The 25,498-nt window shown below is 32.0% G+C and carries 19 protein-coding genes and 1 riboswitch; of the genes, 16 read left to right on the plus strand and 3 right to left on the minus strand.

The genetic code is table 11. The features are described 5' to 3' along the window. Positions 1–9 precede the first annotated feature (9 nt). Together AC3IPI_RS08020 and AC3IPI_RS08025 are read left to right on the plus strand one after the other, a co-directional pair. Positions 10–2,241: a hypothetical protein gene (locus AC3IPI_RS08020; RefSeq protein ID WP_489158271.1), complete on the plus strand. Its 2,232-nt coding sequence runs from the start codon at positions 10–12 to the stop codon at positions 2,239–2,241. Positions 2,242–2,380: 139 nt separating this feature from the next. Then, a complete protein-coding gene (locus tag AC3IPI_RS08025) occupies positions 2,381–3,826 on the plus strand; it encodes an IS1182 family transposase (protein ID WP_489158273.1) in 1,446 nt (481 codons plus the stop codon). 507 nt (positions 3,827–4,333) lie between these two features. On the opposite strand, the gene AC3IPI_RS08030 is transcribed toward AC3IPI_RS08025, so the two are convergent. Then, positions 4,334–6,109: a DUF4153 domain-containing protein gene (locus AC3IPI_RS08030; protein WP_489158275.1), complete on the minus strand. Its 1,776-nt coding sequence runs from the start codon at positions 6,107–6,109 to the stop codon at positions 4,334–4,336. Between the two features lie 140 nt (positions 6,110–6,249). Next, positions 6,250–7,500, minus strand: a complete 1,251-nt coding sequence (gene metK, locus AC3IPI_RS08035) for a methionine adenosyltransferase (protein ID WP_039112471.1) — start codon at positions 7,498–7,500, stop codon at positions 6,250–6,252. A 540-nt stretch (positions 7,501–8,040) separates the two neighbouring features. On the opposite strand from metK, the gene AC3IPI_RS08040 reads away from it, so the two are divergent. From AC3IPI_RS08040 to AC3IPI_RS08095, 12 genes are all read left to right on the plus strand, one after another. Further along, the gene (locus AC3IPI_RS08040) at positions 8,041–10,887 is read left to right on the plus strand and encodes a TonB-dependent receptor plug domain-containing protein (RefSeq protein WP_489158277.1); all 2,847 of its coding nucleotides are present in this window, start codon (positions 8,041–8,043) and stop codon (positions 10,885–10,887) included. A 481-nt stretch (positions 10,888–11,368) separates the two neighbouring features. After that, positions 11,369–11,557: a hypothetical protein gene (locus AC3IPI_RS08045; RefSeq protein WP_039112469.1), complete on the plus strand. Its 189-nt coding sequence runs from the start codon at positions 11,369–11,371 to the stop codon at positions 11,555–11,557. Between the two features lie 62 nt (positions 11,558–11,619). Continuing rightward, positions 11,620–12,912 carry an O-acetylhomoserine aminocarboxypropyltransferase/cysteine synthase family protein gene (locus tag AC3IPI_RS08050; protein ID WP_086893547.1) on the plus strand — a complete coding sequence of 431 codons (1,293 nt, stop codon included), beginning with the start codon at positions 11,620–11,622 and terminating at the stop codon, positions 12,910–12,912. Positions 12,913–13,231: 319 nt separating this feature from the next. Next, positions 13,232–14,332: a homoserine dehydrogenase family protein gene (locus AC3IPI_RS08055; RefSeq protein WP_489158280.1), complete on the plus strand. Its 1,101-nt coding sequence runs from the start codon at positions 13,232–13,234 to the stop codon at positions 14,330–14,332. Positions 14,333–14,976: 644 nt separating this feature from the next. Then, the gene (locus tag AC3IPI_RS08060; RefSeq protein WP_039112466.1) at positions 14,977–15,180 is read left to right on the plus strand and encodes a hypothetical protein; all 204 of its coding nucleotides are present in this window, start codon (positions 14,977–14,979) and stop codon (positions 15,178–15,180) included. Between the two features lie 188 nt (positions 15,181–15,368). Further along, a riboswitch (SAM riboswitch) is annotated at positions 15,369–15,476 on the plus strand. Between the two features lie 80 nt (positions 15,477–15,556). After that, positions 15,557–16,519 carry an alpha/beta fold hydrolase gene (locus AC3IPI_RS08065; RefSeq protein WP_240474695.1) on the plus strand — a complete coding sequence of 321 codons (963 nt, stop codon included), beginning with the start codon at positions 15,557–15,559 and terminating at the stop codon, positions 16,517–16,519. 27 nt (positions 16,520–16,546) lie between these two features. Further along, positions 16,547–18,961, plus strand: coding sequence for a bifunctional aspartate kinase/homoserine dehydrogenase I (thrA, locus tag AC3IPI_RS08070; protein WP_489158283.1), 2,415 nt, complete (start codon positions 16,547–16,549; stop codon positions 18,959–18,961). A gap of 34 nt (positions 18,962–18,995) precedes the next feature. Then, positions 18,996–19,553 carry a hypothetical protein gene (locus tag AC3IPI_RS08075; protein WP_489158285.1) on the plus strand — a complete coding sequence of 186 codons (558 nt, stop codon included), beginning with the start codon at positions 18,996–18,998 and terminating at the stop codon, positions 19,551–19,553. 104 nt (positions 19,554–19,657) lie between these two features. After that, entirely contained in the window at positions 19,658–20,293 is a 636-nt protein-coding gene (locus AC3IPI_RS08080) for a LysE family translocator (RefSeq protein WP_039116907.1), read from the plus strand. 16 nt (positions 20,294–20,309) lie between these two features. Further along, positions 20,310–20,735, plus strand: coding sequence for an OsmC family protein (locus AC3IPI_RS08085; RefSeq protein ID WP_039112462.1), 426 nt, complete (start codon positions 20,310–20,312; stop codon positions 20,733–20,735). A gap of 144 nt (positions 20,736–20,879) precedes the next feature. Next, a complete protein-coding gene (locus tag AC3IPI_RS08090; protein WP_489158288.1) occupies positions 20,880–22,052 on the plus strand; it encodes a trans-sulfuration enzyme family protein in 1,173 nt (390 codons plus the stop codon). A 182-nt stretch (positions 22,053–22,234) separates the two neighbouring features. Further along, positions 22,235–22,645, plus strand: coding sequence for an RrF2 family transcriptional regulator (locus tag AC3IPI_RS08095; protein WP_035619819.1), 411 nt, complete (start codon positions 22,235–22,237; stop codon positions 22,643–22,645). An 80-nt stretch (positions 22,646–22,725) separates the two neighbouring features. On the opposite strand, the gene AC3IPI_RS08100 is transcribed toward AC3IPI_RS08095, so the two are convergent. Next, a complete protein-coding gene (locus AC3IPI_RS08100) occupies positions 22,726–23,508 on the minus strand; it encodes a sulfite exporter TauE/SafE family protein (RefSeq protein WP_489158290.1) in 783 nt (260 codons plus the stop codon). 282 nt (positions 23,509–23,790) lie between these two features. Here AC3IPI_RS08100 and AC3IPI_RS08105 point away from each other — a divergent pair, with 282 nt between their 5' ends. Together AC3IPI_RS08105 and AC3IPI_RS08110 are read left to right on the plus strand one after the other, a co-directional pair. Continuing rightward, positions 23,791–24,693 carry a sulfite exporter TauE/SafE family protein gene (locus AC3IPI_RS08105; protein WP_039112459.1) on the plus strand — a complete coding sequence of 301 codons (903 nt, stop codon included), beginning with the start codon at positions 23,791–23,793 and terminating at the stop codon, positions 24,691–24,693. A gap of 24 nt (positions 24,694–24,717) precedes the next feature. Continuing rightward, the gene (locus tag AC3IPI_RS08110) at positions 24,718–25,428 is read left to right on the plus strand and encodes a phosphoadenylyl-sulfate reductase (RefSeq protein ID WP_489158292.1); all 711 of its coding nucleotides are present in this window, start codon (positions 24,718–24,720) and stop codon (positions 25,426–25,428) included. The last annotated feature ends 70 nt before the right edge of the window (positions 25,429–25,498 follow it).

Genomic DNA, 25,498 nt, shown 5'->3' on the forward strand with positions numbered 1-25,498 from the left:
ACAATTTGTATGCGAAACTTTTTGTCTGGCACTTTAGTGCTTTTTTTTGTAACATCATTTTCATTTGCACAAAACCAAACTCTCGAGAAAGGTTCTTATTTGTCTAAAGATAATGATCAGGGGTTAAAGATAAAACTGAATCTACTGGAAAATAATAAGTATGAATTGGTTTTTTTGGAAGGTGACTATGAAGTAAAAAATGATTCATTATTGCTAAAAGGTAAAAATAGAGATGGAGTAGTTTTTGATGTTGATTACACTTATGATAAATCGGAGAGTGCTGGAAAACTGAAAGTTAAATTTACTGAATCATTATATTATGGTTTTTATATTGGTACACAAAACGGATCAGATCCAGTTCAGTACCAAAAAATATCTGATATAGAAGTTGTTGGAGACCCAAGTGCAGATTCATCATTAAATTTTGAAATTGACCATGCTCAATTTTTATATCTCGTTTATGAAGGATACGATAGTAGTACTCCAAGTAAAGTATTAAAATATGAGATTCCTGCCAAAGCTACAGGCGTAGCAATACAGTATCAACCGTATTCTGATAATCCTGAGTTAAAAGGTTTTTTTGATAAAAAGAAAAATGAGTTGGTGGTTTTTGAAATATCGGGTAAAAATCCGTTGACTTTTCAAAATGCAAAAGCACTTAATAAGGAATCAGTAAAAACAAAGTTGCTTCCTCTGGAAAATAAAAGTATTACAGATTGGACTTATCCAGGCAAAGAACCGCTTCTTACAGAAGATTGGGGAGTTGGTACAGATAGTGTAGCTACAGCGGTTTATGATGTTGCCCCAAAAGTAAATTTTAAACTAAAAGTAGAAAAATCTTTAGCAGATGCTATAAAAGTAACCAAAGCTACAGGCGATAAGTTTTTGATTGTATATAATGATATCAATAATAAATCGGCTCAAGATGATTTTGATGCATTTGTCATAGCTCAAGAAGTGAGCATAGGATATAATTTTTACGATGCTTATGATGCTCAATATGATAGATTTAATTATTATTTAGCGACCAAAAGTGATAAAGCCTGGTTGAAGAAAAACAAGATAACAGATTCACCAAGTATAATTGTATTGGATAAAAACGGAGCTGTTTTAGCAACTGCAAAATCAACTTTGGTAGATAAAACAGATATGTTCTCTTATTATGGATCTTTATTTAACAAATTTAAAAAAACCTATGCAAAGAATAATTTTGCTAAAACAATTACCAATAAAAAAGCTAGTGATGCTGAACTGATAAAAGCATTTAATGATGTTGCAGCACTTGGGAATATTAGCGATTATGACTATGATTATGGTGCTGAAGAGCCTAAAGAAGGAGATTTTAAATTTATTAAATTCGATCTGGATAAAAAACAAGCGCAACAAGCTTGGGATAAGATTATTGTGACACATCAAAAAGACGCAAAACCGAATATGATTTTGGTCGAAGCTATCTTGCAGGAAATTAAAAGTGTTGGTTTTAATAAACAAGTTTTTTCGGTAGATAAAGTTTTAAACGATACCGATTTTAAATCGATAGATTACCTGATAAAACATTATGATGCTATCGAAATGCTGCGTACAGAATATAATACTCAAGATGAGTCGCGTGTTGCAATTGGTAATATAAACACAGAAATTTCGACTGCTTTACAGAATAACACAAGTTTGTATGTAGATGAAAATACAGAAGCAAAATCCGATTCGGAAAAAGTAATGGAAACATACAAGAAGTTAATTTCTAGCGGAAAAGGTAATTTTGATTCTTATAGAAATTATTTCTATTATTTAGCTGCACATGCCGTAAATGAAGATGTTGGCAATACTTATTTAAAAGAATTTGACGCTTATTTTAATAAGGTTTTGGCAACGCAGGAGAATGTTATTCAAAGACTAGACGAAATATATAGTACAGATGTTACTGCGTCTTATTTCGATTGGAAAGAGTTTAAAGAATACCATACTAATCTTTGTAATGATGTGGCTTGGTATACAGTATTACATTCAAACGATGCAGGTTCTATAAAGAAAGCAATTATATGGTCAGAATACAGTTTGGTTGTTAAAAAGAACGATCCGTATTATCTGGATACATTGGCACAATTGTATTACAAAGACGGACAAAAAGAAAGGGCTATTAAAATGCAACAACAAGCTGTAGAACTCTCTAAAGATGTCGAAGAAGAAACTAAGATAGAAATGCAGGAAACATTAGTTAAAATGCAAAACGGAACCTATTAGATTAAAAAAGCCTCTGAAGATAACTGAGGGCACTGAAAAAGTCCTTTTCACGAATAAATTGTTAATTAAAAGGAGTAGAAGCTAAAAGTTTCTGCTCCTTTTTTTTGTATCTTTTGAGTGTAATCATAAGGCTTTTTAGATGTTAATTCAACAGCAACAAATTCAGTTTAGTCCCTATTCCTCATTATATGATTTAATTGTTCCTCAGGATAATCTCCTTAGAAAAATCAACGAACTCATAGACTTCTCATTCATCTACGATGAGTTGCTAAATAAATATTGCATCACTAATGGTCGCACAGCAGAAAGCCCAGTGCGTATGTTTAAGTATTTACTTCTAAAAACAATTTATGATGTCTCGGATGTTGATGTAGTAGAACGTTCACGTTTTGATATGTCTTTTAAGTATTTCTTAGAAATGACACCAGAGGAGAGTGTTATTAATCCAAGTTCTTTAACGAAATTTCGTAAACTTCGCCTGAAGGATACGGACTTATTAAATCTACTCATTGGTAAAACAGTATCTATAGCCGTCGAAAAGGGAATCATCAGATCCAGGTCTATTATAGTTGATGCTACACACACTTTATCAAGATCAAATCCATTTGCAGCAATTGATGTATTAAGAGAGCGCTCTAAACTTCTACGAAGAACAGTATATTTATTTGATGACCAATTCAAAGAGCATATGCCCGAGAAGAACAATACCAATGAATTGGAAAAAGAATTAGCCTATTGTAAAGAACTGGAGCAGCGCATAGAAAAAGAAGAATCTTTGAGTTCTATACCTGCTGTAAAAGAAAAGCTAAATCTGCTTAAAGAAACTATAGAAGATACTCAGGAAAATTTTATCTTATCAAAAGATATAGATGCTAAAACAGGTCATAAATCCGCAGATAGCTCTTTCTTTGGATACAAGACTCATTTAGCGATGACCGAAGAGCGAATCATCACAGCGGCTGTAGTTACCTCAGGAGAGAAAGCAGATGGTCCAGAGTTACCAAAACTCTTAGAGATTAGTCAGCAAAACGGAATTGATGTAAATACCATTATTGGTGATGGAGCTTATTCAGGAACAGAAAATCTCAAGCGAGCAAACGGGAAAAATATTAGAGTTGTAGCTAAGTTAAATGTTTCAGTAGCAAATGGGACAAGAAAAGAGGAAGATAAATTTCAATATAATAAAGATGCCGATAGAATGGTTTGTCCTGCAGGACATATGGCTATACGAAAAGCTAGACAGGGCAAAAAAAATGTTGGGAAAAATCAAACATATACCTACTATTTCGATGTCGAAAAATGCAAATCTTGTTCTTTAAAACAGGGGTGTTATAGAGGGGCAAAAACAAAAACCTACTGTGTAAGGATAAAATCAGACTTACACCAAGAACAAATCGCCTTTCAAGAAACGGATTATTTCAAAGAAAAAGCAAAACATCGATACAAAATAGAGGCTAAAAATAGTGAGTTAAAAAACGTACATGGCTATGATAGAGCAATATCGTACGGCATTGCCAATATGCAAATGCAAGGAGCAATGGCTATTTTTACAGTCAACTTAAAAAGAATACTGAAATTAATGTAAGAAATTTATAAAATAAGTATGCCTACACAAAATGCCCCCTATAAATCAAAAATCGATTCATATAGCTGCAAATAAAAAACAGATATAAAACGAAAAACGCTTACAACGGATATTTTTAAATCCTGTTATAAGCGTTTTTTCATTGTCTAAAAACAATCCCAATCAAAATAAGGGATGTTTTTCAGTGCCCTCAGATAACTTCAAAGGCTTTTTTGGTTTTTAAAAGTGCATTTGGTGTATTTTAATGCAATAATATATTATTTTAGAAATATAAGCAATTCCTTTTATAATATTGATTATTAGCTCTAACCAATTACGATGATTTTTGTTTTTGTTCATCATTCATAACTTTTTAGTTTTTCGTTATTGTTAATGAGCTTTTATGATTTTACGTGTTTTAAAAACCTAAGAATTAATTTTGAAAAAAAAACAATTCGTAGCTCATCTGATACAATTATACTTATGTCTAACACAATTGTAAATGATATAATGAATGTTTTTTATACTTTATTTTTTAATACCAACCATTACTTTAATCTGGTAAGCGGTTAAGGTTTTCTTTCCCTTTATAATGTTTCCATTTGCACTAATGTAAGTTAAAGTGATAGTGTATTTTGGGCTATCTACTTTTTGAATTACTTTTTCATTTGTATTGTTATTTCGGCTAAAGTTTGAATTTGCATTTACAAAATCATTTATTTTTAAAGGAACTATGTCCTGATTGATTTGTAAATCAATTCCATAATCAGTTTTTTTAGACTTTATAGTGTAATTTTTCCCATCTATCGAAGTACAATTATTGCATTCAAAATCATTGTTATAAGATATTGTAAACAAAAAGTCTTGTCCATGAATATTTTCTACTTGATTATCTTCATTTCCATAAAAATAATAGTAGAATGAAGTATCTATGTCATCCTTTCGATCATAATAATATCGATACTCAAACCCCAGGCTATTCATTACTTCATTATCACTAGGAGATTTGTCTTTTTTAAGTAAAGCTTCTAATTTTGTTTTAGCATAAGGAACCATAATTTTGGTACCATAATTGTCTTGTAAAAATGTAACAATACTGCTTAAGTCCTGTTCTTGCTCAAAAGTTAGTTTTTCTTTTTTAGCCTTTTCCATATACATTTCAAATCTTGATAATTGACTGTATTTTGAAATTGAATTAGCACTTTGAGGACCAACTAATGAAAGTAAAGCTGCTAGACACATACTTATCGGGATGAACTTTATTTTTGGTTGTTTCTGGATTAAAAAATAGGCCACAACTATTGTAAGCCATATTGATAATAACAGAACATAATAACGCTCATGCGTAAATCCGTAAAGATTAATTCGGTACAAAATTGCCCAAAACAGTAATCCCAGTAACGGAATTAATAGAAAATAAAACAAACGATTAAAAGTTCTTATCCAGAGGTTAGATTTTTCGGTTGCAATAGGATGAACCAATAAAAAAGAAAGAATCCCGAAAATAGCAAATACCAAAACAAGATAAGAAACCCAGCCAACAGGTAAAGATAGTGTTACAAGAATTTTTGCTTCATAACAAATCAAGATCACCAAGTATAAACTTATTAAAGGTAATAAGACATACTGAGTAAAGTTTTTAAGACCTTTTGGGTAATTAAGGACTAAAGGAGATTGTTCATTATTGGTTTCTGGAACTCCACTTAAAAAGAAAGTAGTATTAAAAATTCCGCTGATGATAAAAAAGATATGAAAATAAATATGATCATAAAATTCTACATGAAATAATTCATGAACAGCTAATATTGCCAAAGCTAAACCAGCATATAGTACAATACTATATAGGCCAGCCGTTAAAATCCTAAGGAAAAGTTGCTTGTTAAATTCCCAAAACTCATCCTGATTGTATGCTCTGGGCAAAAATCCTGCAAATGAAACTAACAAATGCAAAGCAATGTTCAGGACTATAAATTGTTGTATTTCTATTTCTGTAATATCTTCATGAAAATCGAAAATAAATAGAAAGATTAAAGATCCCAGTATGATACTGGTTAGGCAACGTAGAAGGTTGTTCTTTTTTGCAGCTATAAAAAATAAACTAACAGAAAGGAATAAAACTAAGCATAAAGAGCAACTCATTAAAGCTTTTACATAAAGCTCTTTGTTTGGATCGTCATACTTTGCTTCGTTGAGAATAATGGTGAGAATAGTTCCTGTAATCGAGATTAAAATTTCTAATGGAAATCTAAGAACTGTCTTTAGTGTTGAGTTTAAAACGTTTTGAAAAGAAGGGAATTTTGCCATATTTTTTTGGTAGGTTTTGTTCTACGAAGGAAAGAAAATAGAAGCACATTGCCAAAGAAAAACCCCGAAGTCTGCATTTGCAAATTTCGGGGTTTAATATATACTAAGATTTATTTTAAGCTTCTAAAAAGAACTTCAAATTACAATCCAAAAGCAGCTTTTACCTGGTCAACAAAATCAAGTTTTTCCCAAGTAAACAATTCTACAGTAACAGTTTTCTCATTTCCTCCCGGAGCAGAAAAAGTTTTAGTTACAATTTCTGGTTTACGACCCATGTGCCCGTAAGCAGCAGTTTCGCTATAAATAGGATTTCTTAATTTTAAACGTTGTTCAATAAAGTAAGGACGCATATCAAAAATAGCTTCTACTTTTTTAGCGATTTCACCGTTAGTTAAGTTTACTTTAGATGTTCCGTAAGTATCAATAAAAATACCCATTGGTTTTGCAACACCAATAGCATAAGAAACTTGCACCAAGATTTCATCAGCAATACCAGCAGCAACTAAGTTTTTAGCGATATGACGTGTAGCGTAAGCAGCACTTCTATCTACTTTACTTGGGTCTTTTCCAGAGAAAGCACCACCACCGTGAGCACCTTTACCACCGTAAGTATCTACAATGATTTTTCTTCCTGTTAATCCAGTATCTCCGTGAGGACCTCCAATTACGAATTTTCCTGTTGGGTTAATGTGATATTGAATTTTATCGTTAAATAAATGTGCGTGAGTTGGGTTCTTAGCAATAATTCTTGGAATAAGAATTTCGATAATATCCTTTTTGATTTTAGCAAGCATTACAGCTTCTTCATCAAAATCATCATGCTGAGTAGATATTACAATTGCATCGATACGTGTTGGCTTATTGTCATCACTGTATTCTAATGTCACCTGAGATTTAGCATCAGGACGTAAATAAGTGATTTCTTTGTTCTCACGTCTTAAAATAGCTAATTCTTGTAGTAATTTATGAGATAAATCAAGTGCCAAAGGCATATAATTTTCAGTTTCGTTAGTTGCATAACCAAACATCATACCTTGATCACCAGCTCCTTGTTCTTCAGGATTTGCTCTGTCAACACCTTGATTGATGTCTGCAGATTGTTCGTGAATAGCAGATAAAATTCCGCAAGAGTTTGCCTCAAACATATATTCGCTTTTCGTATAACCAATTTTTCTGATTACTTCGCGAGCGATCTGTTGTACATCTAAATATGTATTTGATTTTACTTCACCGGCCAATATTACTTGTCCAGTTGTTACTAAAGTTTCGCATGCTACTTTAGAATCTGCATCAAATGCTAAAAAATTATCAATTAATGCATCTGAGATTTGATCCGCAACTTTGTCTGGATGTCCTTCGCTAACAGATTCTGACGTAAATAAATAAGCCATAATATTTATTAAATTAAAATTATAAAATTAAGCGAGGAAAAGAAATAATTGCTGGAAATGCTAAAGGAGGATTCCTGCTTTAGCATTTTTTAAAACTGAAATGAAAATCTTTCAGCATCCATAATGAATGTTTTCATTATGAAGAGGTTGCAATCAGTCCAAATTTTTCCTCTGTATTCGGCTGCAAAGGTATAAAACCATTTTGAATTGCAAATTAATCTTTTGTTTTTTTAATTTAATATACAAAAATTTAACATATTCGACTTGTTCTATAGAGTTTAGAAAATAAATCGACATTTGTTTGGTAGACTAAAAAATAGTTCGCAAATTTGCCCCAACAAAACAAAAGAAAAATGAAATTCACTGTTAACAATATGATGTCTTGTAAGATGCCGGAGTATTCCGCAGAGATACTATTGTAGTTTATTTTCAAAAATATACATAGAACCTCTGCAAATTGCAGAGGTTTTTTTGTTTAATGAAGAAAACAAAACAGAATGTCATTTTAAACCAAAATATTAATAAATCAGTAAAAAAGTAATGAAAAAAAATGTAGCATTAGTTTTAGGTCTTTTGACATTTTCGGGCATTTATGCTCAGGAAAATAAAAAGGAGAAAGATACTTTACAAAATAATGAATTATCAGAAATAACAATAATCGGTTCAAGAAGTAAAAACAGAGTTAAGACCGATGTACCCGTTCCAATCGATATTTTTAATATTTCAGAAATAACAAAAGGAGCACCACAAACCAGTGTAACTCAAATATTAAATTATGTTGCGCCGTCGTTTACCAGTAATCCAACTTCTACTGCAGATGGAACCGACCATATTGATCCTGCGCAATTAAGAGGATTAGGACCAGATCAGGTTTTAATACTTGTAAATGGTAAAAGAAGACATACAAGTTCTTTGGTAAATATCAATGGAGCACCAGGAAGAGGTTCTGTTGGAACAGATTTAAATGCAATACCATCATTTGCAATAGAAAGAATTGAAGTACTAAGAGATGGAGCAGCAGCTCAATACGGATCTGATGCAATTGCGGGAGTAATTAACATTGTATTAAAAAAGAATGCTAATTATCTTTCTGGAGATGTACAATATGGAGCAAACATCTCTTCGGGATCTAATAACTTTAAAGGAGGAACTGATGGTCAGGCTTTGCAAGTAGACTTAAATTACGGAACATCTTTGGGTAAAGAAGGAAGTTTCCTGAGCGTTACAGGTAGTGCGGTTACAAGACAAGCAACCAGTAGAGCAGGAATTAGAAGTAATGCTATTTTTAATGCTTATAATGCTGTTGAATATAGAGCGGCTCAGAATGGTGTAAATGTGAATTCATTGTTTAGTAATATTAATACGACTCCAAACTCAGCTCAAATTATAAGTACATTACAACAATACGCTCCACAAGTTAGTTATTTTACGGCAGCACAACAAACAGCAATTGCTGGCGCAACAAATATTACACAAATGCAAGCGGCATTAGGTTTTGATGCAACCAATAATGAAATCAATTATAGAGGTCAGGAAAGAAGTGATTACAACATGAGCGTTGGTCAGTCAGAATTGGCATCTGGGCAACTATATTATAATACCAAATATCCATTGACAGAAATTACTTCGTTGTACTCATTTGGAGGAGTTTCGTATAGAAACGGAAAATCATATGCTTTTAACAGATTGCCTAATGGAGCTGGAACATTTACACAAGTATATGCAAATGGATTTTTGCCAGAAATAGAATCGGATATTATTGATGCTTCATCGGCTGTAGGACTTACAACTCAATTATTCGGATTTGATACTGATATTAGTACAAACCTTGGATCAAACTCTTTTAAGTATGATGTGAACAATACTATTAATGCTACTTTAGGAACAAACTCAGATTCTAGTTTTTATGCTGGTAAAGTTTCGTTTTTACAAAGTACAACCAATTTAGATTTAAGTAAAAAGTATGATGTTCTTGATGGATTAAACGTAGCTTTTGGTGGAGAATTTAGATATGAAAATTATCAAATAAAACAAGGAGATGTAGAGTCTTATGGTTTATACGATGTAAACGGAAATCTAGTATCTGGAATTTTACCAAGTAACTCACCATTAATCGTAACCGACTTTTTTGGAAACAAACGTGGGGCAGGAGCACAAGGTTTTTCAGGATTCCAACCATCAGATGCTAAAGAAAAAGATAGAAAAAGTGGTGCAGCATATATTGATCTAGAATTAAATGCAACCAAAAACTGGTTAATCAACGGAGCTGCTCGTTATGAGAATTATTCAGATTTTGGTAGTACAGTTACTTTTAAACTAGCTTCACTTTTAAAATTGAATGATAATATTAACTGGAGAATTTCTGGGCAAACAGGTTTTAGAGCGCCATCATTACAACAAAAATATTTTGAAAGTAGCTCTACGCAATTTATCAATGGTTCGCCTTACCAAGTGGGTTATTTTACAAATGATTCTGAAGCTGCAAAAAGCATTGGAGTTGAGAATTTAAAACCAGAAACATCTAAAAGTATAAGTACAGGATTTACATTTAAGATTCCAGCAGCTAATATTACAATTGCTACAGATGCTTATTTTACAAGAATCGACGACAGAATTGTTTTAACAGGACAATATGCAAGACCTACAGATGCACAAATAAATGGAGCAACATCACCAGAACAAAAAGATGCATTAACATTGTTTCAGCAAGCATTTGATCTAAAAGGTGTAGAAAGAGCTTCATTCTGGACAAATGGAATTAACTCAGAAACTAAAGGAATCGACTTAGTGATTTCTCAAAAATATAATGTTATTGAGGATTTTACAATTAGAAATGATTTTGCTTTAAGTTATAATACAACAAAAAGAGTTGGCGCATTAAATGTTCCTCAATCTATTGTTAATGCAGGTGGAGATCCATATGTATATTCATTTTTCCCAGAGTCAAGCAGAATTTATCTGGAAGAAGCAATCCCAAAATTGAAAGCTAATTTAATGACTACTTTCAGTATTAAGAAACTGGATATTTATTTAAGAAATAGTTATTTCGGAAAAGTTACAGATCCAGGAGCAACAGATGTAAACTTAGATGGTTTTTCTTCAGTTTATGAGCACCCAGAATACAGTGCAAAATTAGTTACCGATTTATCTTTAGGATATCAAATAAACGAACATTTAAGAGTGACACTAGGAGTTAATAATATAGGAGATGTTTATCCTGACAGAAATAATCCAGCAACTCCGGCATTTACAAATACAACACCAACATTGTCTCCTGCGCCAAGTACAGATTTAAGTAATGCAAATCAGTTTGCTTATTCTAGAGCAGTATCACAATTTGGATTAAACGGAAGATTTGGTTTTGCTCGTTTAAGTTTTAAAATATAATTTAATTGCTGGGTGTTATTTTGATGTTTAAAATAAAATGCACCCAGTGATTTCGATTAAAAGTAACCATTTAAGTAATATAAGTTCATTTAAGTAACCTATCTAGAAAACTTATATCTTCTTAAATTACTTATATGGTTTAAAAACTATATAATGCTTTAGTTGCAATAATAGGGCTTTAGGTAGTTAGGAAATCTTTTTATGTAAAAAAATGAAATTAAGTTTGGTGGTTAAAATTATAGTTACTATATTTACTCTATCGAATTAGTAGAACTAATAAAAACAGATAAAAACAAATTTTATAAAATGAATACAATAGCAAATAATATGATAATGTGTTGTAAGATGATGCAAATGTGCATCCCAATTTGCTATTGCCAAAAGTGAAAGATTAAATCTTTGTTATAGTTAAAGCTATAAGCCCTTTTGGTAGCCATCCGAAAGGGCTTTTTTTTATTCCATAATTTAAAATTTAAAAATCATGAAAACATTCTATAAAATTTCAAGAGCAATTCAAGCTTTATTGAAAGCAGATGCCAAAAGAATTTTTGGTGTAATACAAACCAAAAGAATAAATACAAACGAAGTAAAAGGAAAATTGTATACGAGTGAGTCAAACTCATTATTGTTTCAGATGTATGCCCACGAAGATGAAGATCTTTTTATATAAATAGAAAAATAATTAAGAAATATAAACACACAATCTTTTAACTAATTAAAAAAATAGAACCCATGAGCACACAAAAATTCGCAACAAACGCACTACACGCAGGACATGATGTAACTAAAAACGGTAACACAAGAGCAGTGCCTATTTACCAAACATCATCTTATGTTTTTAATAATTCAGATCATGCAGCTAATTTATTTGGTCTAGCCGAAGCAGGATTTATTTACACACGATTAAATAACCCTACAAATGATGTTCTGGAACAACGACTGGCAGCGCTAGAAGGTGGTATTGGAGCAGTTGTAACAGCATCTGGCGCATCAGCAATTGCAACAACTTTGCTAACATTGCTTAAAGCAGGAGATCATATTGTAGCATCAAATAGTTTATACGGAGGAACTTATAATTTATTAAAAGTTACTTTGCCAAGATTAGGAATCACAACCACATTTGTAGATCCATCTGATGCCGAAAATTTTACAAAAGCGGCTAAAGAAAATACAAGAGTCTTTTTTGTAGAGTCATTAGGGAATCCAAAATTAGATGTATTAGATTTAAAAGCAATTTCGGCAGAAGCCAAAGCATTTAAAGTTCCATTTATTGTTGACAACACCGTTCCAACACCATATTTGCTTAATCCAATAGAACATGGAGCAAATATTGTAATTCATTCCCTAACCAAGTATATCTCAGGAAACGGAACTTCTTTAGGAGGAGCAATTATCGATGCTGGAACTTTTGACTGGGCAAACGGAAAATTCCCTGAGTTTACAGAACCATCTGCAGGTTATCACGGATTAGTTTATAACGAAGCATTAGGAAATGCTGCATTTATTGCCAAAGCACGTATAGAAGGATTACGCGATTTTGGTTCAGCATTGAGTCCATTTAATGCTTTTCAGATTATTCAGGGATTGGAGACTTTACCAATACGTATTAAGAAGCATAGCGAAAACGCATTAGCCTTAGCATCATGGTTACAGGCACAAGACGAGGTGGTTTGGGTAAATTACCCAGGTCTAAAATCGAATAAATATTATGTCTTGGGACAAGAATATTTGCCGAAAGGACAAAGCGGAATCATAACTTTTGGATTAAAAGGTGGTTTTGAAGCTGCCAAAAAAGTAGCCGATGAAACCAAATTATTCTCACTTCTTGCAAATATAGGCGATACAAAGTCACTGATTATTCATCCTGCAAGTACAACTCACCAACAATTATCAGAAGAAGAACAATTCGCAACAGGAGTTTCAAAAGATTTGATTCGACTTTCGGTAGGAATTGAAGATATAGACGATTTGATTGCCGATTTACAAGCGGTATTTAAAAATATAAAGAGTGCTCAGTTAGCATAAATTAGAAAGTTAGGTTTTTTTGTTTTTTGTTAGAAAAATTGCCTTTAACCACGTGAGCAGGGTTAAAGGTGATTTTCAAAAAATAATCAAAAACAATAATACTAAGTAAAAGTTCAAAACAATATTTCTTGAACTGCTTTCCTGGCATAGATGCAAAAGATAAACACAAATTTCACGAATTGGCACAAATCATAATGATTAGCTTAGTTTGTGAAATTAATTTCACAAACTAATTAGTGCCAATTCGTGAAATTCGTGTTTAAATTAATTGTCCAGATGGTAGATTTCTTGAATTTATTTTAAAATAAAAGTAAAAATTATGTCAAAGCTTAAAATAAACATCATCCTTTTTGGAATAGGAAATATTGGCAGCACTTTAATAAATCAGATAATTGAGAGCCAAGTATTTTTTAGCGAAAATAAAAGCATTGATTTGCGGTTTCCTATCATAACCAATTCTACATTGGCATTTTTTGAAAAAGAAGGCGCAGAGAACGCCTGGGAAGCCAATTTTGTACATCTCGCAATTCCTTTTAAGGTAGATGATATTATTGCTTTTGCAAAAGAGAATGGTTTCGAAAACTTAATTGCTGTAGATGCAACTGCAAGTGACGAATTAATAGATCATTATATTCCGTTAGTTCAAAACGGGTTTAATATTGTAGCAGTAAATAAAAAAGCAAATACATTGCCAATAGACTTTTATAGAGAACTAAGAGAAAACCTTAAGAAATACGATAAAGAATTTTTATACGAAACCTCAGTAGATACTGGTTTTCCAGTATTACAAACCATTAGAGATTTATACAACTCGGGAGAGAAAATAACCAAGATAAGAGGTGTTTTTTCAGATTCATTAAGTTATGTCTTTAATCGATTTTCATCAGAAGATACTTGTTTCTCTACTATTTTAAAAGATGCCGAAAAGCTACAGTTAATAACATCCGATTACGAAGGAGATTTATCGGGTAGTGATGCGGCCGAGAAATTACTTATTCTTACTAGAGAAATAGGGAAAGACTTTGAAATTTCGGATATTAAAACAACCCCACTTTTAGATCATAATCAATATGAGATAAATGCCAAATCAAAACGTGTGATTAATAAAGAGCTATTAGATAAGTCTTTTAAAATCGCAAAAATTACACAATCCGATAATCATGTTTTACGATATGTTGGAGAGTATAATGTTTTAGAAAATAAACTAGAAGTCAGATTAGTTTCAGAATCTACCAAAACTGCAATCGGGCAATTAAAAGGATCAGATACTATTTTTGAAATCTACACACAATCTTACGGAAACATTCCGATAGTTATTCAAAGTGCCGCTGCAGGAAAAGAAGCTATAGCAAGAGGAGTTATAACAGACATTCTAAAAGTTGCCGAAAAGATAAAAAATAAAGAAGCTATTTGGGCTTAGAAATTTTTGAAATTGAATTTTATATTCAATTTTTTTTTGATTTAAAGTTAGATGTTCTTTGAAATTTATGTTTAGTGAAGGAAGTTTTTAAACAGTTGAGTGTTAATTTTATACCTCATTCGGAGTATTTCGTCGAAAAAAAGTAACATTTCGTCGTTTTTTTGTTTTTAAATGCAAATTTAACGTGATTTTATCATTAAAATATGGATTCTGGCTTGGTTAATTCGAAAAAACGTCGCATATTTGTTAAACCAAAAAGATACCAAAAATGAATTTTAATATTTGTAAAATTAATAAGGTCATGTCGGAGAAATCCGTAGGGAAGTCTATTGCTTAAAATTATATCTATAAAAAAATATATAGCAAAGCCTCCCAAATTTATTGGGAGGTTTTTTTTTTAGATTATACAAATATTGAAATTTTTTAAAATGATAAATAATAATATTAAAATGAATAATAACTCGAAGTTGAAGATGATGCAGAATGTCGCGCTTATTTGCGTACGCGTCTATTGATTTCCAAAAGTATAATAAGTTTAAACGACTTAAACCCTTTTGGTATAATTATCAAAAGGGTTTTTTTTTGGACATCGAGTTCATTTAATAAAAACAAACACAAATAAACAATTATAAAACACACATGTTATGAGCACACAAAACTACTTCGCAAAAAGGTTCGGATTCTTTAGATTCTTCAGAGCTAAAAAAACAATAACAATCCAAACTGTAAATGAATTGGCACATCCAAGATTTGGAATGGAAGCTACAGATGAAACTGCGGAAAAAAAAGCACCTAATTCTTTGCTTTTCTTGATGTATTCAAAAGAGAATGAAACTTTATTTATTTAAATTAAAACTTTAAATAAAATACAAGCTAGCAATATGAATTTTCTGGATATATATGTCCAGCGATTGCTTGTACGTGATTGTTTTGTTTGAACTATTTTGTAAACGAACTAAAATCAAATGAATAAAAAATTTGGTCGTTTAAGAAAATAGTAGTTAATTTGTGCCATTAAGTTCAAAAACGTATTGAAATGTTATAAAGAAAGGACGAGGGATTAGACCCGATGAATCCTTAGCAACCCTTCGATAAATCGAAGAAGGTGCTGCATTCTACCACGCCCAACGTGGAAAGATAACACAAAGAATTTCTCTAGCATAGCTCTAGTTTTTTCTTTTTAATATTTCCATGTACAAATCAAAAATTACAAAAGATTTGAAATTGGAAAATAAAACCATCCCGATTATATTACAGAATTTTGTCACCGAAAGTGGCGCTTCGTATAATGCGATTAACCTAAGTTATGAACTTTTTGGTTTACCGTTGCACACTGCGCCTATAGTTTTGGTAAATCATGCATTAACAGGAAACGCTCAGGTTACGGGCGAGAATGGTTGGTGGAATGATTTAATTGGTGATAATAAAACCATTGATACTGCAAAATATACAATTCTAGCTTTTAATGTTCCAGGAAATGGACATAACGGAATCTCGATTGAAAACCATACAGATTTTACCGCCAGAGATGTTGCCCGAATTTTCATAAAAGGGATTGAGTTTCTTAAAATCAATCAATTATATGCAATTATAGGCGGTTCTGTAGGTGGTGGTATCGCATGGGAAATTTTGGCATTAGAACCTCAAATCACTAAACATTTAATACCTATTGCAACCGATTGGAAATCTACCGATTGGTTAATTGCAAATTGCTATTTGCAAGAGCAAATCCTAAACAATTCTTCAAGACCAATAGAAGATGCGCGAATTCATGCCATGTTATGTTATCGCTCGCCAGAATCTTTTAAAGAAAAATTTCAGAGAACTAAAAATGATGAACTAGCTATTTTTAATGTAGAAAGCTGGCTGGGACATCATGGGAAAAAGCTTCAAAAAAGGTATCAAATTTCATCATATAAATTAATGAATCAGTTGCTTAAAACAATTGATATTACAAGGAATACAGCCGATTTTGAAACATTATTATCAAAAACAACTGCCCATATCCATATCATAGGGATTAATTCGGACTTGTTTTTTAGTGCAAAAGAAAATCAGGAAACCTATCAGGAATTAAAAAAGTTCAAAGAAAATGTTTCATATAGCGAAATAGATTCTGTTCACGGACATGATGCTTTTTTAATCGAGTACAAACAATTAGATAATTTGCTTGCATCTATTTTTTAGAGCAACATAAAATACAACACAAATAAGATGAAAATATTAAAATTTGGAGGTAAATCTTTATCAAACGGAGAAGGACTTAATAAAGTAGTTTCTATAATTATTGATAAAATAAATCAAGGTGAGAAAATTGCCGTAGTAGTTTCTGCTCGTGGTAACGCAACAGATGAACTAGAAGATATATTAACAATTGCTTCTAAAAACGGAAATTACAAGCCGTTATTAGAGAGTTTTAAAACATACCAGATATCAGAGTATTCAAACGTTGATTTCTCGGAAGAGTTTGGTGTTTTGGATAAACTTTTTGAAGGAGTTAGTTTAATTGGCGATTACAGCAAGAAGATAAAAGATCAGGTTCTTTCCAAAGGAGAATTGCTTTCGGCTAAATTATTGACTTCAATTTTGCTGGATAAAGGTGTTCCTGCGAACTTTGCCGATTCTAGAGAACTACTTAAAACAGATTCTAAATTTGGTGATGCACAACTTCTAGAACAATTGTCTAAGAAAAATGTAATCAACTATTTTAAACAATATAATGGTTCAACTGTAAATATTGTTACAGGATTTATTGGTTCAAATAATAGTAATGAGACAACAACTTTAGGCAGAAATGGGAGTAATTATACAGCTTCATTATTAGCAAATTATCTTGATGCCGAAGAACTTCAGAATTTTACGCACGTTGACGGAATTTATACAGCAAATCCTGATTTAGTTAGTGATGCTAAAAAGATTGAATATTTATCATTTAACGAAGCAAACGAGTTGGCTAATTTTGGTGCTACTATTTTGCATGCAAAAACGATTATTCCGTTAATTGAAAAAAGTATTCCGCTTCGTATTTTAAATACATTTAATCACGAAAACCGCGGAACATTAATTACATCAGATTCTGCTAAAGAAGGAATTAAAACACTTTCAGTTTTAGAGAACTTATCATTGGTTAATCTTGAAGGACGAGGATTACTTGGTAAAGCTGGTGTCGATGCTCGTATTTTTAAAGTAATGGGAGATAATGATATTAGTGTAAGTATTATTTCGCAAGGTTCATCAGAAAGAGGAATCGGACTTGTAGTTGCAACAGATAAAGCAACAACAGCAATGATAGAACTGGAAAAAGAGTTTGAAAACGATTTTTATTCTAAAGATGTTAACCAGATTACAGTAACCGATAATGTTTCGGTAATTTCGATAATAGGACAAGATTTAAGTACATTCCATAAACCATATACTGCATTAATCAAGAATAAAATTGTTCCGATTTTGTTTAATAATACCGTTACGGGTAAAAACGTGAGTTTGGTAGTTAAAAAATCAGAACTTCATAAAGCCTTAAATGTAATTCACGGAGAGATTTTTGGAGTTTCAAAGAAAATCAATATTGCTATTTTCGGTCACGGATTAGTTGGTGGAACTTTGATAAATCAAATCTTAGCTTCGGCTGCAAGTATCGAAAAACGTAAACATATTAAGCTGAATGTTTTTGCTATTGCCAATTCTAAAAAAGTGCTTTTAAATAAAAAAGGAGTTTCTGCAGATTGGAAAAAAGATATCGAAAACGACGGAGTTGCTTATACAATTAAGGATGTTATCGCTTACGCAAATGAGAATCACTTAGAGAATTTAATTGCGATTGATAATACGGCAAGCGCGACTTTCGTTGAAAATTATATCTCGTTAGTAGAAAGTAGTTTTGATTTGATTTCGTCAAATAAAGTAGCTAATACACTTAGTTATGGTTTTTATAAAGAAATTAGAAAAGCATTGGCAGACAATCAAAAGAACTATTTGTATGAAACCAATGTTGGTGCAGGATTACCATTAATTGATACAATAAAATTATTACACCTTTCAGGAGAGAATATCACTAAGATAAAAGGCGTTTTCTCTGGAACGTTGAGTTATTTATTTAATAATTTCTCTGCCAAAGACGCTCCGTTTAGTGAAATATTGAAAGAAGCTATCGATAACGGATATACAGAACCAGATCCACGTGAGGATTTATGTGGTAATGATGTTGGAAGAAAATTATTAATTTTAGCTAGAGAATTAGATTTACAAAATGAGTTTGAAGAAATCTCTATTCAGAATTTAATTCCAGAACATTTACGTGAAGGAAACGTTACCGATTTCTTGACTAAACTAAAAGAGTTTGACCCAATTTATGACAAGATTAAAAACGAACAAAAACCAAATCACGTATTAAGATACATAGGTGAATTATCTGGCGATTTGCAAAACGACAAAGGAGTTCTGGAAGTAAAATTAGTTTCGGTACCTTCGGATACAGCTTTGGGTGGATTAAAAGGTTCTGATTCTTTCTTCGAGATTTACACAGAATCTTATGGAGACAGACCAATCGTAATACAAGGAGCAGGAGCAGGATCGGCAGTGACAGCAAGAGGTGTTTTTGGAGATGTTTTGAGATTGTCGGATAAAGAATAATTCACGAGAACTATTAAAATCACATATTTAAAAAATGAAAAAACTTTTTTTACTGTTATTATTTACAAACGTTATTACTGCGCAAGTTTCGAGTATTGTTAGAAACAAAGACAGTTATACACAAGAAGTTTTTCCATACAAAGGAGTTAGAGCGATACAAATAGATGAGGTTAACTCTCCAGGAAACGAGGATAATGTATTTATTTTTTCTAAGATTGAAAAAAATGCAAATCCAGATAAAATGTATTTTCAGAGGTTTACAAAAGTGGGCGACAAATGGATAGTAAAATCTATTATTGAAGTAAACCATAACGGAATCATATCGGCTTGGGGAAGTAGAAAAGCATTTTGGGATTTTGATAAAGACAAAAGTATTGATGCTCTTTTTATTTACGGACTTTATGATGCTGATTTTAAACAACAATCAGTTCATTTAATCTTTTCGCAAAAAGACCAGCTTTACACTATAGAATCAAGTGTCTCGGATAATTTTGGAACAGATAAATTCTCCTCTAATTTTGATTCTTTGAGTGAAATATATAAGACCAAAATTCTAGAATATTGGAATAAATTAGACAAAAAAGATAAATAAGGGAATCACTTTTATCTTTCTAAAGAAGACGAACATTCGAATAAATTATAATCAGCTGAATTTGCATTTGAAGATTCGTGCAATCAGTATTTAATAAACAAAAAATGGTACCATTTAATGAGCTTATAGGTTTTATGATAGCTGCATTTCTTCTGGTATTGACTCCGGGGCCAAATATGCTTTATTTGATTTCAAGGTCGATTACTCAAGGTAAAAAGGCTGGGATAATTTCGTTAACAGGAATAGTATTTGGATTTTTATTTCATATCGTATTGGTGTCATTTGGAATAACGGCTCTTTTATTTGCAGTTCCTTTTGCGTATTTAATCTTGAAAATTTTGGGTGTTGCTTATCTTCTGTATCTGGCTTTTCAGGCAATTAAGCCAAATGGGAAAAATATGTTTGAAGTAAACGATAAATTAACAATTGATAAACCGGGTAAGCTGTTTGGTATTGGGTTTTTAACTAGTGTTCTAAATCCTAAAATAGCAATGTTTTATTTATCCTTTTTTCCTCAGTTTATTAAACCTGAGCATGGCTCAATAATGACGCAAAGTTTGCAATTAGGAATCACTCAGGCGACCATAAGTTTTACTGTAAACTTTGTAATTGTATTAACAGCATCAAGAATGGCAGTCTTTTTTGCAACAAAGCCAACATGGTTAAAAGTTCAAAAATGGTTTATGGCTGGAGTTTTAACTTCAATGGCAATAAAAATAGCTTTTTCGAAAGCAAAATAAAATAAAAACAAAAAACATGAAAGTAACCTTAAACAGAGTAAACGACGCGTTTCATTTTAAGCTCAAAAATGAACGTGGTCATGTAGTTGATGTAGATAGCAGAGCCGAATTTGGCGGAAGCGATTTAGGTGCAAGCCCAATGGAATTAGTATTGATGGGAGTTGCAGGATGCAGCGCTATAGATATGATTTCGATTTTGAAGAAGCAACGTCAGGAAATCACTTCATTTAATGCTGAGGTCGAAGGAACTCGTGTTCAAATTGGAGAGGCAAAACCTTTTAAAGAAATCTTTGTGGTTTTTTATCTGGAAGGAGATATTAATCCTGAAAAAGCGCAACGTGCAGCACAACTTTCTTTCGAGAAATATTGCTCAGTTGGTAAAACTGTCGAGCCTACAGCCACAATAAAATATAAAGTGGTTTTGAACAACGAGGAATTATAGGAATTAGAAAATTAGTCAATTAGAGGATGAGATAATTCTTTGACTAGCTATTATAAAATAGTAAAAGAACTGTTTAGTTTAAGATTGTATCAAATGCCTTTGAGAATCTTTGTGTAATAGCTCTTTACAAAAACAAAAAATAAAATGAACGAACAAGAATTTGGTTTTGAAACCCAAGCCATAAGAACGCAATTAGAAAGATCACAGTATTTAGAGCATTCGGTGCCATTGTACCTATCATCAAGTTTTGTATTTGAAGATGCTGAAGATATGCGAGCTTCTTTTACAGAAGAGAAAGATAGAAATATTTATAGCCGTTTTAGTAATCCAAACACAACCGAATTTGTAGATAAAATTTGCAAAATGGAAGGTGCCGAAGCAGGTTATGCTTTTGCAACAGGAATGGCAGCTGTGTATTCTACTTTTGCAGCTTTGTTAAATGCGGGAGATCATATTGTTTCAGCAAGCAGTGTTTTTGGTTCAACTCATGCCTTGTTTGTGACTTATTTTCCAAAATGGAATATTGAAACTTCATATTTTGATATCAATAAACCTGAAACTATTGAGGGTTTTATCAAGCCTAATACAAAGATATTGTATGCTGAATCGCCTACAAATCCTGGTGTAGATGTAATCGATTTGGAATTGCTTGGAACAATTGCTAAAAAACATAACTTGATTTTAATTATTGATAACTGTTTTGCAACGCCATATATTCAGCAACCTATAAAACATGGAGCACATTTGGTAGTACATTCTGCTACTAAGTTAATCGATGGTCAAGGACGTGTTTTGGGTGGAGTAACAGTAGGAAACGAGGATTTAATCAGACAGATATATTTGTTCTCAAGAAATACGGGACCTGCTTTATCACCATTTAATGCTTGGATTTTATCTAAAAGTTTAGAAACATTAGTTGTGCGTGTAGAGAAACATTGCGAGAATGCACTTAAAGTTGCTGAGTTTCTAGAAGCACACCCAAATGTGAACAGCATAAAATACCCGTTCTTAAAATCGCACCCACAATATGAAATTGCCAAAAAGCAAATGCTTTTAGGAGGTAATATTATTGCATTTGAAATAAAAGGTGGAATAGAAGCTGGTAGAAAGTTTCTGGATAAAATAAAATTATGTTCACTATCGGCTAATATTGGTGATACAAGAACAATTGTTACGCATCCAGCATCGACAACTCACAGTAAATTGTCTGAAGAAGATCAATTAGCAGTTGGTATTACACAAGGATTAGTGCGTGTATCTGTTGGTTTAGAAACTGTAAAAGATGTAATTGCCGATTTAGAGCAAGCGCTTTCTTAAATAATTTTGAATGGTGATTAACGATTTTTTATTTGATATATTTCATCAGAAAAAGAATCGTTAATCATCATTTTTTATTCTTTTGTAATTGTTCACTCAAAAAGTATATTTTTGTTGTAGAAAAATATGTAGTACATTTTAGCAGAAATCTAAAATTTACATTCTAAAATCTAAAATAAAAAATGCTTTCAAAGAAAACTAAATACGGAATCAAGGCTTTAACATATTTGGCCAGGCGAGAAAATAACGAGCCTGTACAAATTGCTGAAATTGCTAAAAGCGAGCATATTTCGATTAAATTTCTGGAAAGTATTTTGTTGCTACTTAGAAACTCTGGTTTTCTTGGAGCTAAAAAAGGTAAAGGTGGTGGATATTACTTGATAAAAGACCCAAAAGATATTAGCATGGCAAAGGTATATCGTATTCTCGAAGGACCTATCGCATTACTTCCGTGTGCGAGTCATAACTTTTATGAAAAATGTGATGATTGTGATGATGAAACCACTTGTGCAGCAAGGCGTTTAATGACAGAAGTAAGAGATAATACTTTGAAAGTTTTAGAGAATAATTCACTTGCAGATATTGCGTTTTAGTTAATCCTGTTCTATATACTATAATAAAAAAGACCATTTCAGATTCTGAAATGGTCTTTTTTATGTCTTTTAGATTTGGTTTAAAAAATCAATTTATATCCAGCTAAAAAAAGCATTACTGCAATAGCATTTCTAAGTAACGAATCTGGTACTTTTCCGCTTAACATACTTCCTATAAAGATTCCCGGAAGTGATCCCATTAATAACTGAGCTAATAAAGTTAAATCTAAATTACCCATTGAAGCATGTCCTATTCCTGCAACAAGAGTTAAAGGCACAGCATGAGCAATTTCAGTACCTACCAAACGTGGTGTAGGTAAAAGTGGGTAGAGGAAAAATAAAGTAACAGTACCTAAAGCTCCAGCACCTATTGATGTTAATGTTACGGTTGCTCCAAGTAATACGCCAATTCCAACGGTTAACATGTTTTGTGTATCGCTTTCGCTGTGAAATTTATCGCCAGCGTGTTTTTGAGAGTATACTAATAATTTCTTTTTGAATAAAATTGCAATAGAAGTAAAAAGCAATGCCCAGCCTAAACTATATTTTATAACTGCATTTATGGTTGTAATATCTGTTTTAATGCTGTTTAATATCCATAAAGTTAATAAAGCAGCAGGAACACTACCTAAAGTAAGCCAGCCAGTTATAGACCAATTTATATTGCTTTTTTTATGATGTACAAATACACCTCCCATTTTGGTAAAAGCTGCGTATAGTAAGTCGGTACCAACTGCTGTTGTTGGAGGAATTCCAAAATATAATAAAATAGGAGTCATTAAAGAGCCACCTCCTACACCTGTTAATCCCACTATAAAACCAACGACTAAACCTGCAATTACAAGACCTATTTGGAAATCCATAAATAAAATTTGGGTAAAAATAATAACAATTTCACGATAATCCTATAGATATGGTAGACTTTAAGAAAAATATCACAATTAGATAACAAAACATTATTTATAATACACAATGATGATTCTTAGAATTCTTTAAAGCGTATTACGATGTAACTTAAAGACAATTAGCGATGTAAAAAAATTAAAATTTATTTTGATATTTAGAAATAAGTAGTAATTTTGCATTGTAATCTACTAAGCCGATAGGGTAATGGATTTTAAAAGTAAAAAAGAATAATTAGGTGTATGGAAAAAGAACTGAAGTTGGATACCGTAGCAATAAAATCAGGTGGATCGTTTTCAAAACAATTATGGGTTATAATTCCTGCCGCATTATTGTTAGGTTTGATTTCAGTATTGATTTATAATCATCATGCAGAATTTACTTGGGAAGGCTTTCTAGATGGATTTAATCAGGAATTTTTAGTATTTTTCTTAATTGGAGTTTTTGCACAATTGGTAGATGGAACGTTAGGAATGGGTTACGGAGCAACATCAACATCTTTTTTATTGGCTTATGGAGTTTCTCCAGTTATTAGTAGTGGAGGAGTTCACGTAGCAGAAATGTTTACAACAGGAGCATCAGCAATATCACACCATAGATTTGGAAATATCAATAAAAAACTAGTTAAGAATTTATTGATCCCAGGGGTTTTAGGATCAATTACAGGAGCATATTTACTGTCGGATGTAATTGATGGAGATGTTATAAAACCTTTTATCGCGGTTTACATGATTGTACTGGCAGTAATAATTATCAGAAAAGCATTAAATAAAACTATAATTAAAAAGAAAACCAAGCGACTAGGAATCTTAGCAACCTTTGGAGGTTTTATGGATGCTGTAGGAGGTGGAGGTTGGGGACCAATCGTAACTTCGACATTGTTAGGAAGAGGTAGAAATCCTCGTTATACAATTGGGTCGGTAAATGCAGCCGAGTTTGCAGTTTCATTTGCAAGTGGTGTTACATTCATGCTTTTTGGAGGAATCCACGGATGGCAAGTTATTATAGGTTTGATTTTAGGTGGCGTAATTGCTGCTCCTCTTGCTGCTTTTTTAGTAAATAAAATTAAAAGAAAACCTATGATGGTGGCAGTAGGAATATTAATTATCCTTTTGAGTTTAAAAACATTATCTAAATTATTGTAATAATTTTTTAGAAATATCAAGAATATGAGCACAACAAATATTACATCTTTATTAGCTAAAACAAAAGATTTTTCTCTGGAAGAAACATTAGAATTTTTGGCTAATGAATACAAAGACAAAGTCGTTTTCTCGACTTCATTTGGTCAGGAAGATCAGGTTATAACCGATTTTATTGCTAAAAATAATATCGCAATTATCATTTTTACATTAGATACAGGAAGATTGTTTCAGGAAACATACGATGTTTTTCATAGAACATTAAAAAAATATAAAAAACATATCGAAGTTTACTTTCCAGAAGCAACTGCAGTAGAGAGTTTATTGAGAGAAAAAGGACCGAATAGTTTTTATGATTCGGTAGAGAATAGGAAAGAATGTTGTTTTATCCGTAAAGTAGTTCCATTAAGAAAAGCCTTGTCAGGAAACTCGGTTTGGATTACAGGTTTAAGAGCCGAACAATCGGAAAACAGAAATGATTTACAATTGTTCGAATACGATGCAAACTTCGAAATAATAAAATTCAATCCATTATTAAAATGGTCATTACAAGAAGTTGAGGATTATTTACAAGAACACAACGTACCTCAAAACGCATTACATAAAAAAGGCTTTGTAAGTATAGGATGTGCGCCATGTACGAGAGCAATTTTGCCAGACGAAGATATTAGAGCCGGAAGATGGTGGTGGGAATCGAGCCATAAAGAATGTGGTTTGCATAGCGCTAAGAAAGAATAGAGAGCCTAGAGGCAAGAGAATAGAATAAAAAACAATAATGGTTATGAGTTTTAGATGAGGTGATCAAAAC

Source organism: Flavobacterium sp. GL_143 (assembly GCF_057834355.1).

Coding starts and splice junctions, on each gene's coding strand:
- AC3IPI_RS08100 (WP_489158290.1), bottom strand. CDS start 23,508: ATGGATTTCCAAATAGGTCTTGTAATTGCAGGTTTAGTCGTTGGTTTT.
- AC3IPI_RS08085 (WP_039112462.1), top strand. CDS start 20,310: ATGAAAGTAACCTTAAACAGAGTAAACGACGCGTTTCATTTTAAGCTC.
- AC3IPI_RS08080 (WP_039116907.1), top strand. CDS start 19,658: ATGGTACCATTTAATGAGCTTATAGGTTTTATGATAGCTGCATTTCTT.
- AC3IPI_RS08040 (WP_489158277.1), top strand. CDS start 8,041: ATGAAAAAAAATGTAGCATTAGTTTTAGGTCTTTTGACATTTTCGGGC.
- AC3IPI_RS08075 (WP_489158285.1), top strand. CDS start 18,996: ATGAAAAAACTTTTTTTACTGTTATTATTTACAAACGTTATTACTGCG.
- AC3IPI_RS08105 (WP_039112459.1), top strand. CDS start 23,791: ATGGAAAAAGAACTGAAGTTGGATACCGTAGCAATAAAATCAGGTGGA.
- AC3IPI_RS08045 (WP_039112469.1), top strand. CDS start 11,369: ATGAAAACATTCTATAAAATTTCAAGAGCAATTCAAGCTTTATTGAAA.
- AC3IPI_RS08050 (WP_086893547.1), top strand. CDS start 11,620: ATGAGCACACAAAAATTCGCAACAAACGCACTACACGCAGGACATGAT.
- AC3IPI_RS08060 (WP_039112466.1), top strand. CDS start 14,977: ATGAGCACACAAAACTACTTCGCAAAAAGGTTCGGATTCTTTAGATTC.
- AC3IPI_RS08090 (WP_489158288.1), top strand. CDS start 20,880: ATGAACGAACAAGAATTTGGTTTTGAAACCCAAGCCATAAGAACGCAA.
- AC3IPI_RS08030 (WP_489158275.1), bottom strand. CDS start 6,109: ATGGCAAAATTCCCTTCTTTTCAAAACGTTTTAAACTCAACACTAAAG.
- AC3IPI_RS08110 (WP_489158292.1), top strand. CDS start 24,718: ATGAGCACAACAAATATTACATCTTTATTAGCTAAAACAAAAGATTTT.
- thrA (WP_489158283.1), top strand. CDS start 16,547: ATGAAAATATTAAAATTTGGAGGTAAATCTTTATCAAACGGAGAAGGA.
- AC3IPI_RS08020 (WP_489158271.1), top strand. CDS start 10: ATGCGAAACTTTTTGTCTGGCACTTTAGTGCTTTTTTTTGTAACATCA.
- AC3IPI_RS08095 (WP_035619819.1), top strand. CDS start 22,235: ATGCTTTCAAAGAAAACTAAATACGGAATCAAGGCTTTAACATATTTG.
- AC3IPI_RS08055 (WP_489158280.1), top strand. CDS start 13,232: ATGTCAAAGCTTAAAATAAACATCATCCTTTTTGGAATAGGAAATATT.
- metK (WP_039112471.1), bottom strand. CDS start 7,500: ATGGCTTATTTATTTACGTCAGAATCTGTTAGCGAAGGACATCCAGAC.
- AC3IPI_RS08025 (WP_489158273.1), top strand. CDS start 2,381: ATGTTAATTCAACAGCAACAAATTCAGTTTAGTCCCTATTCCTCATTA.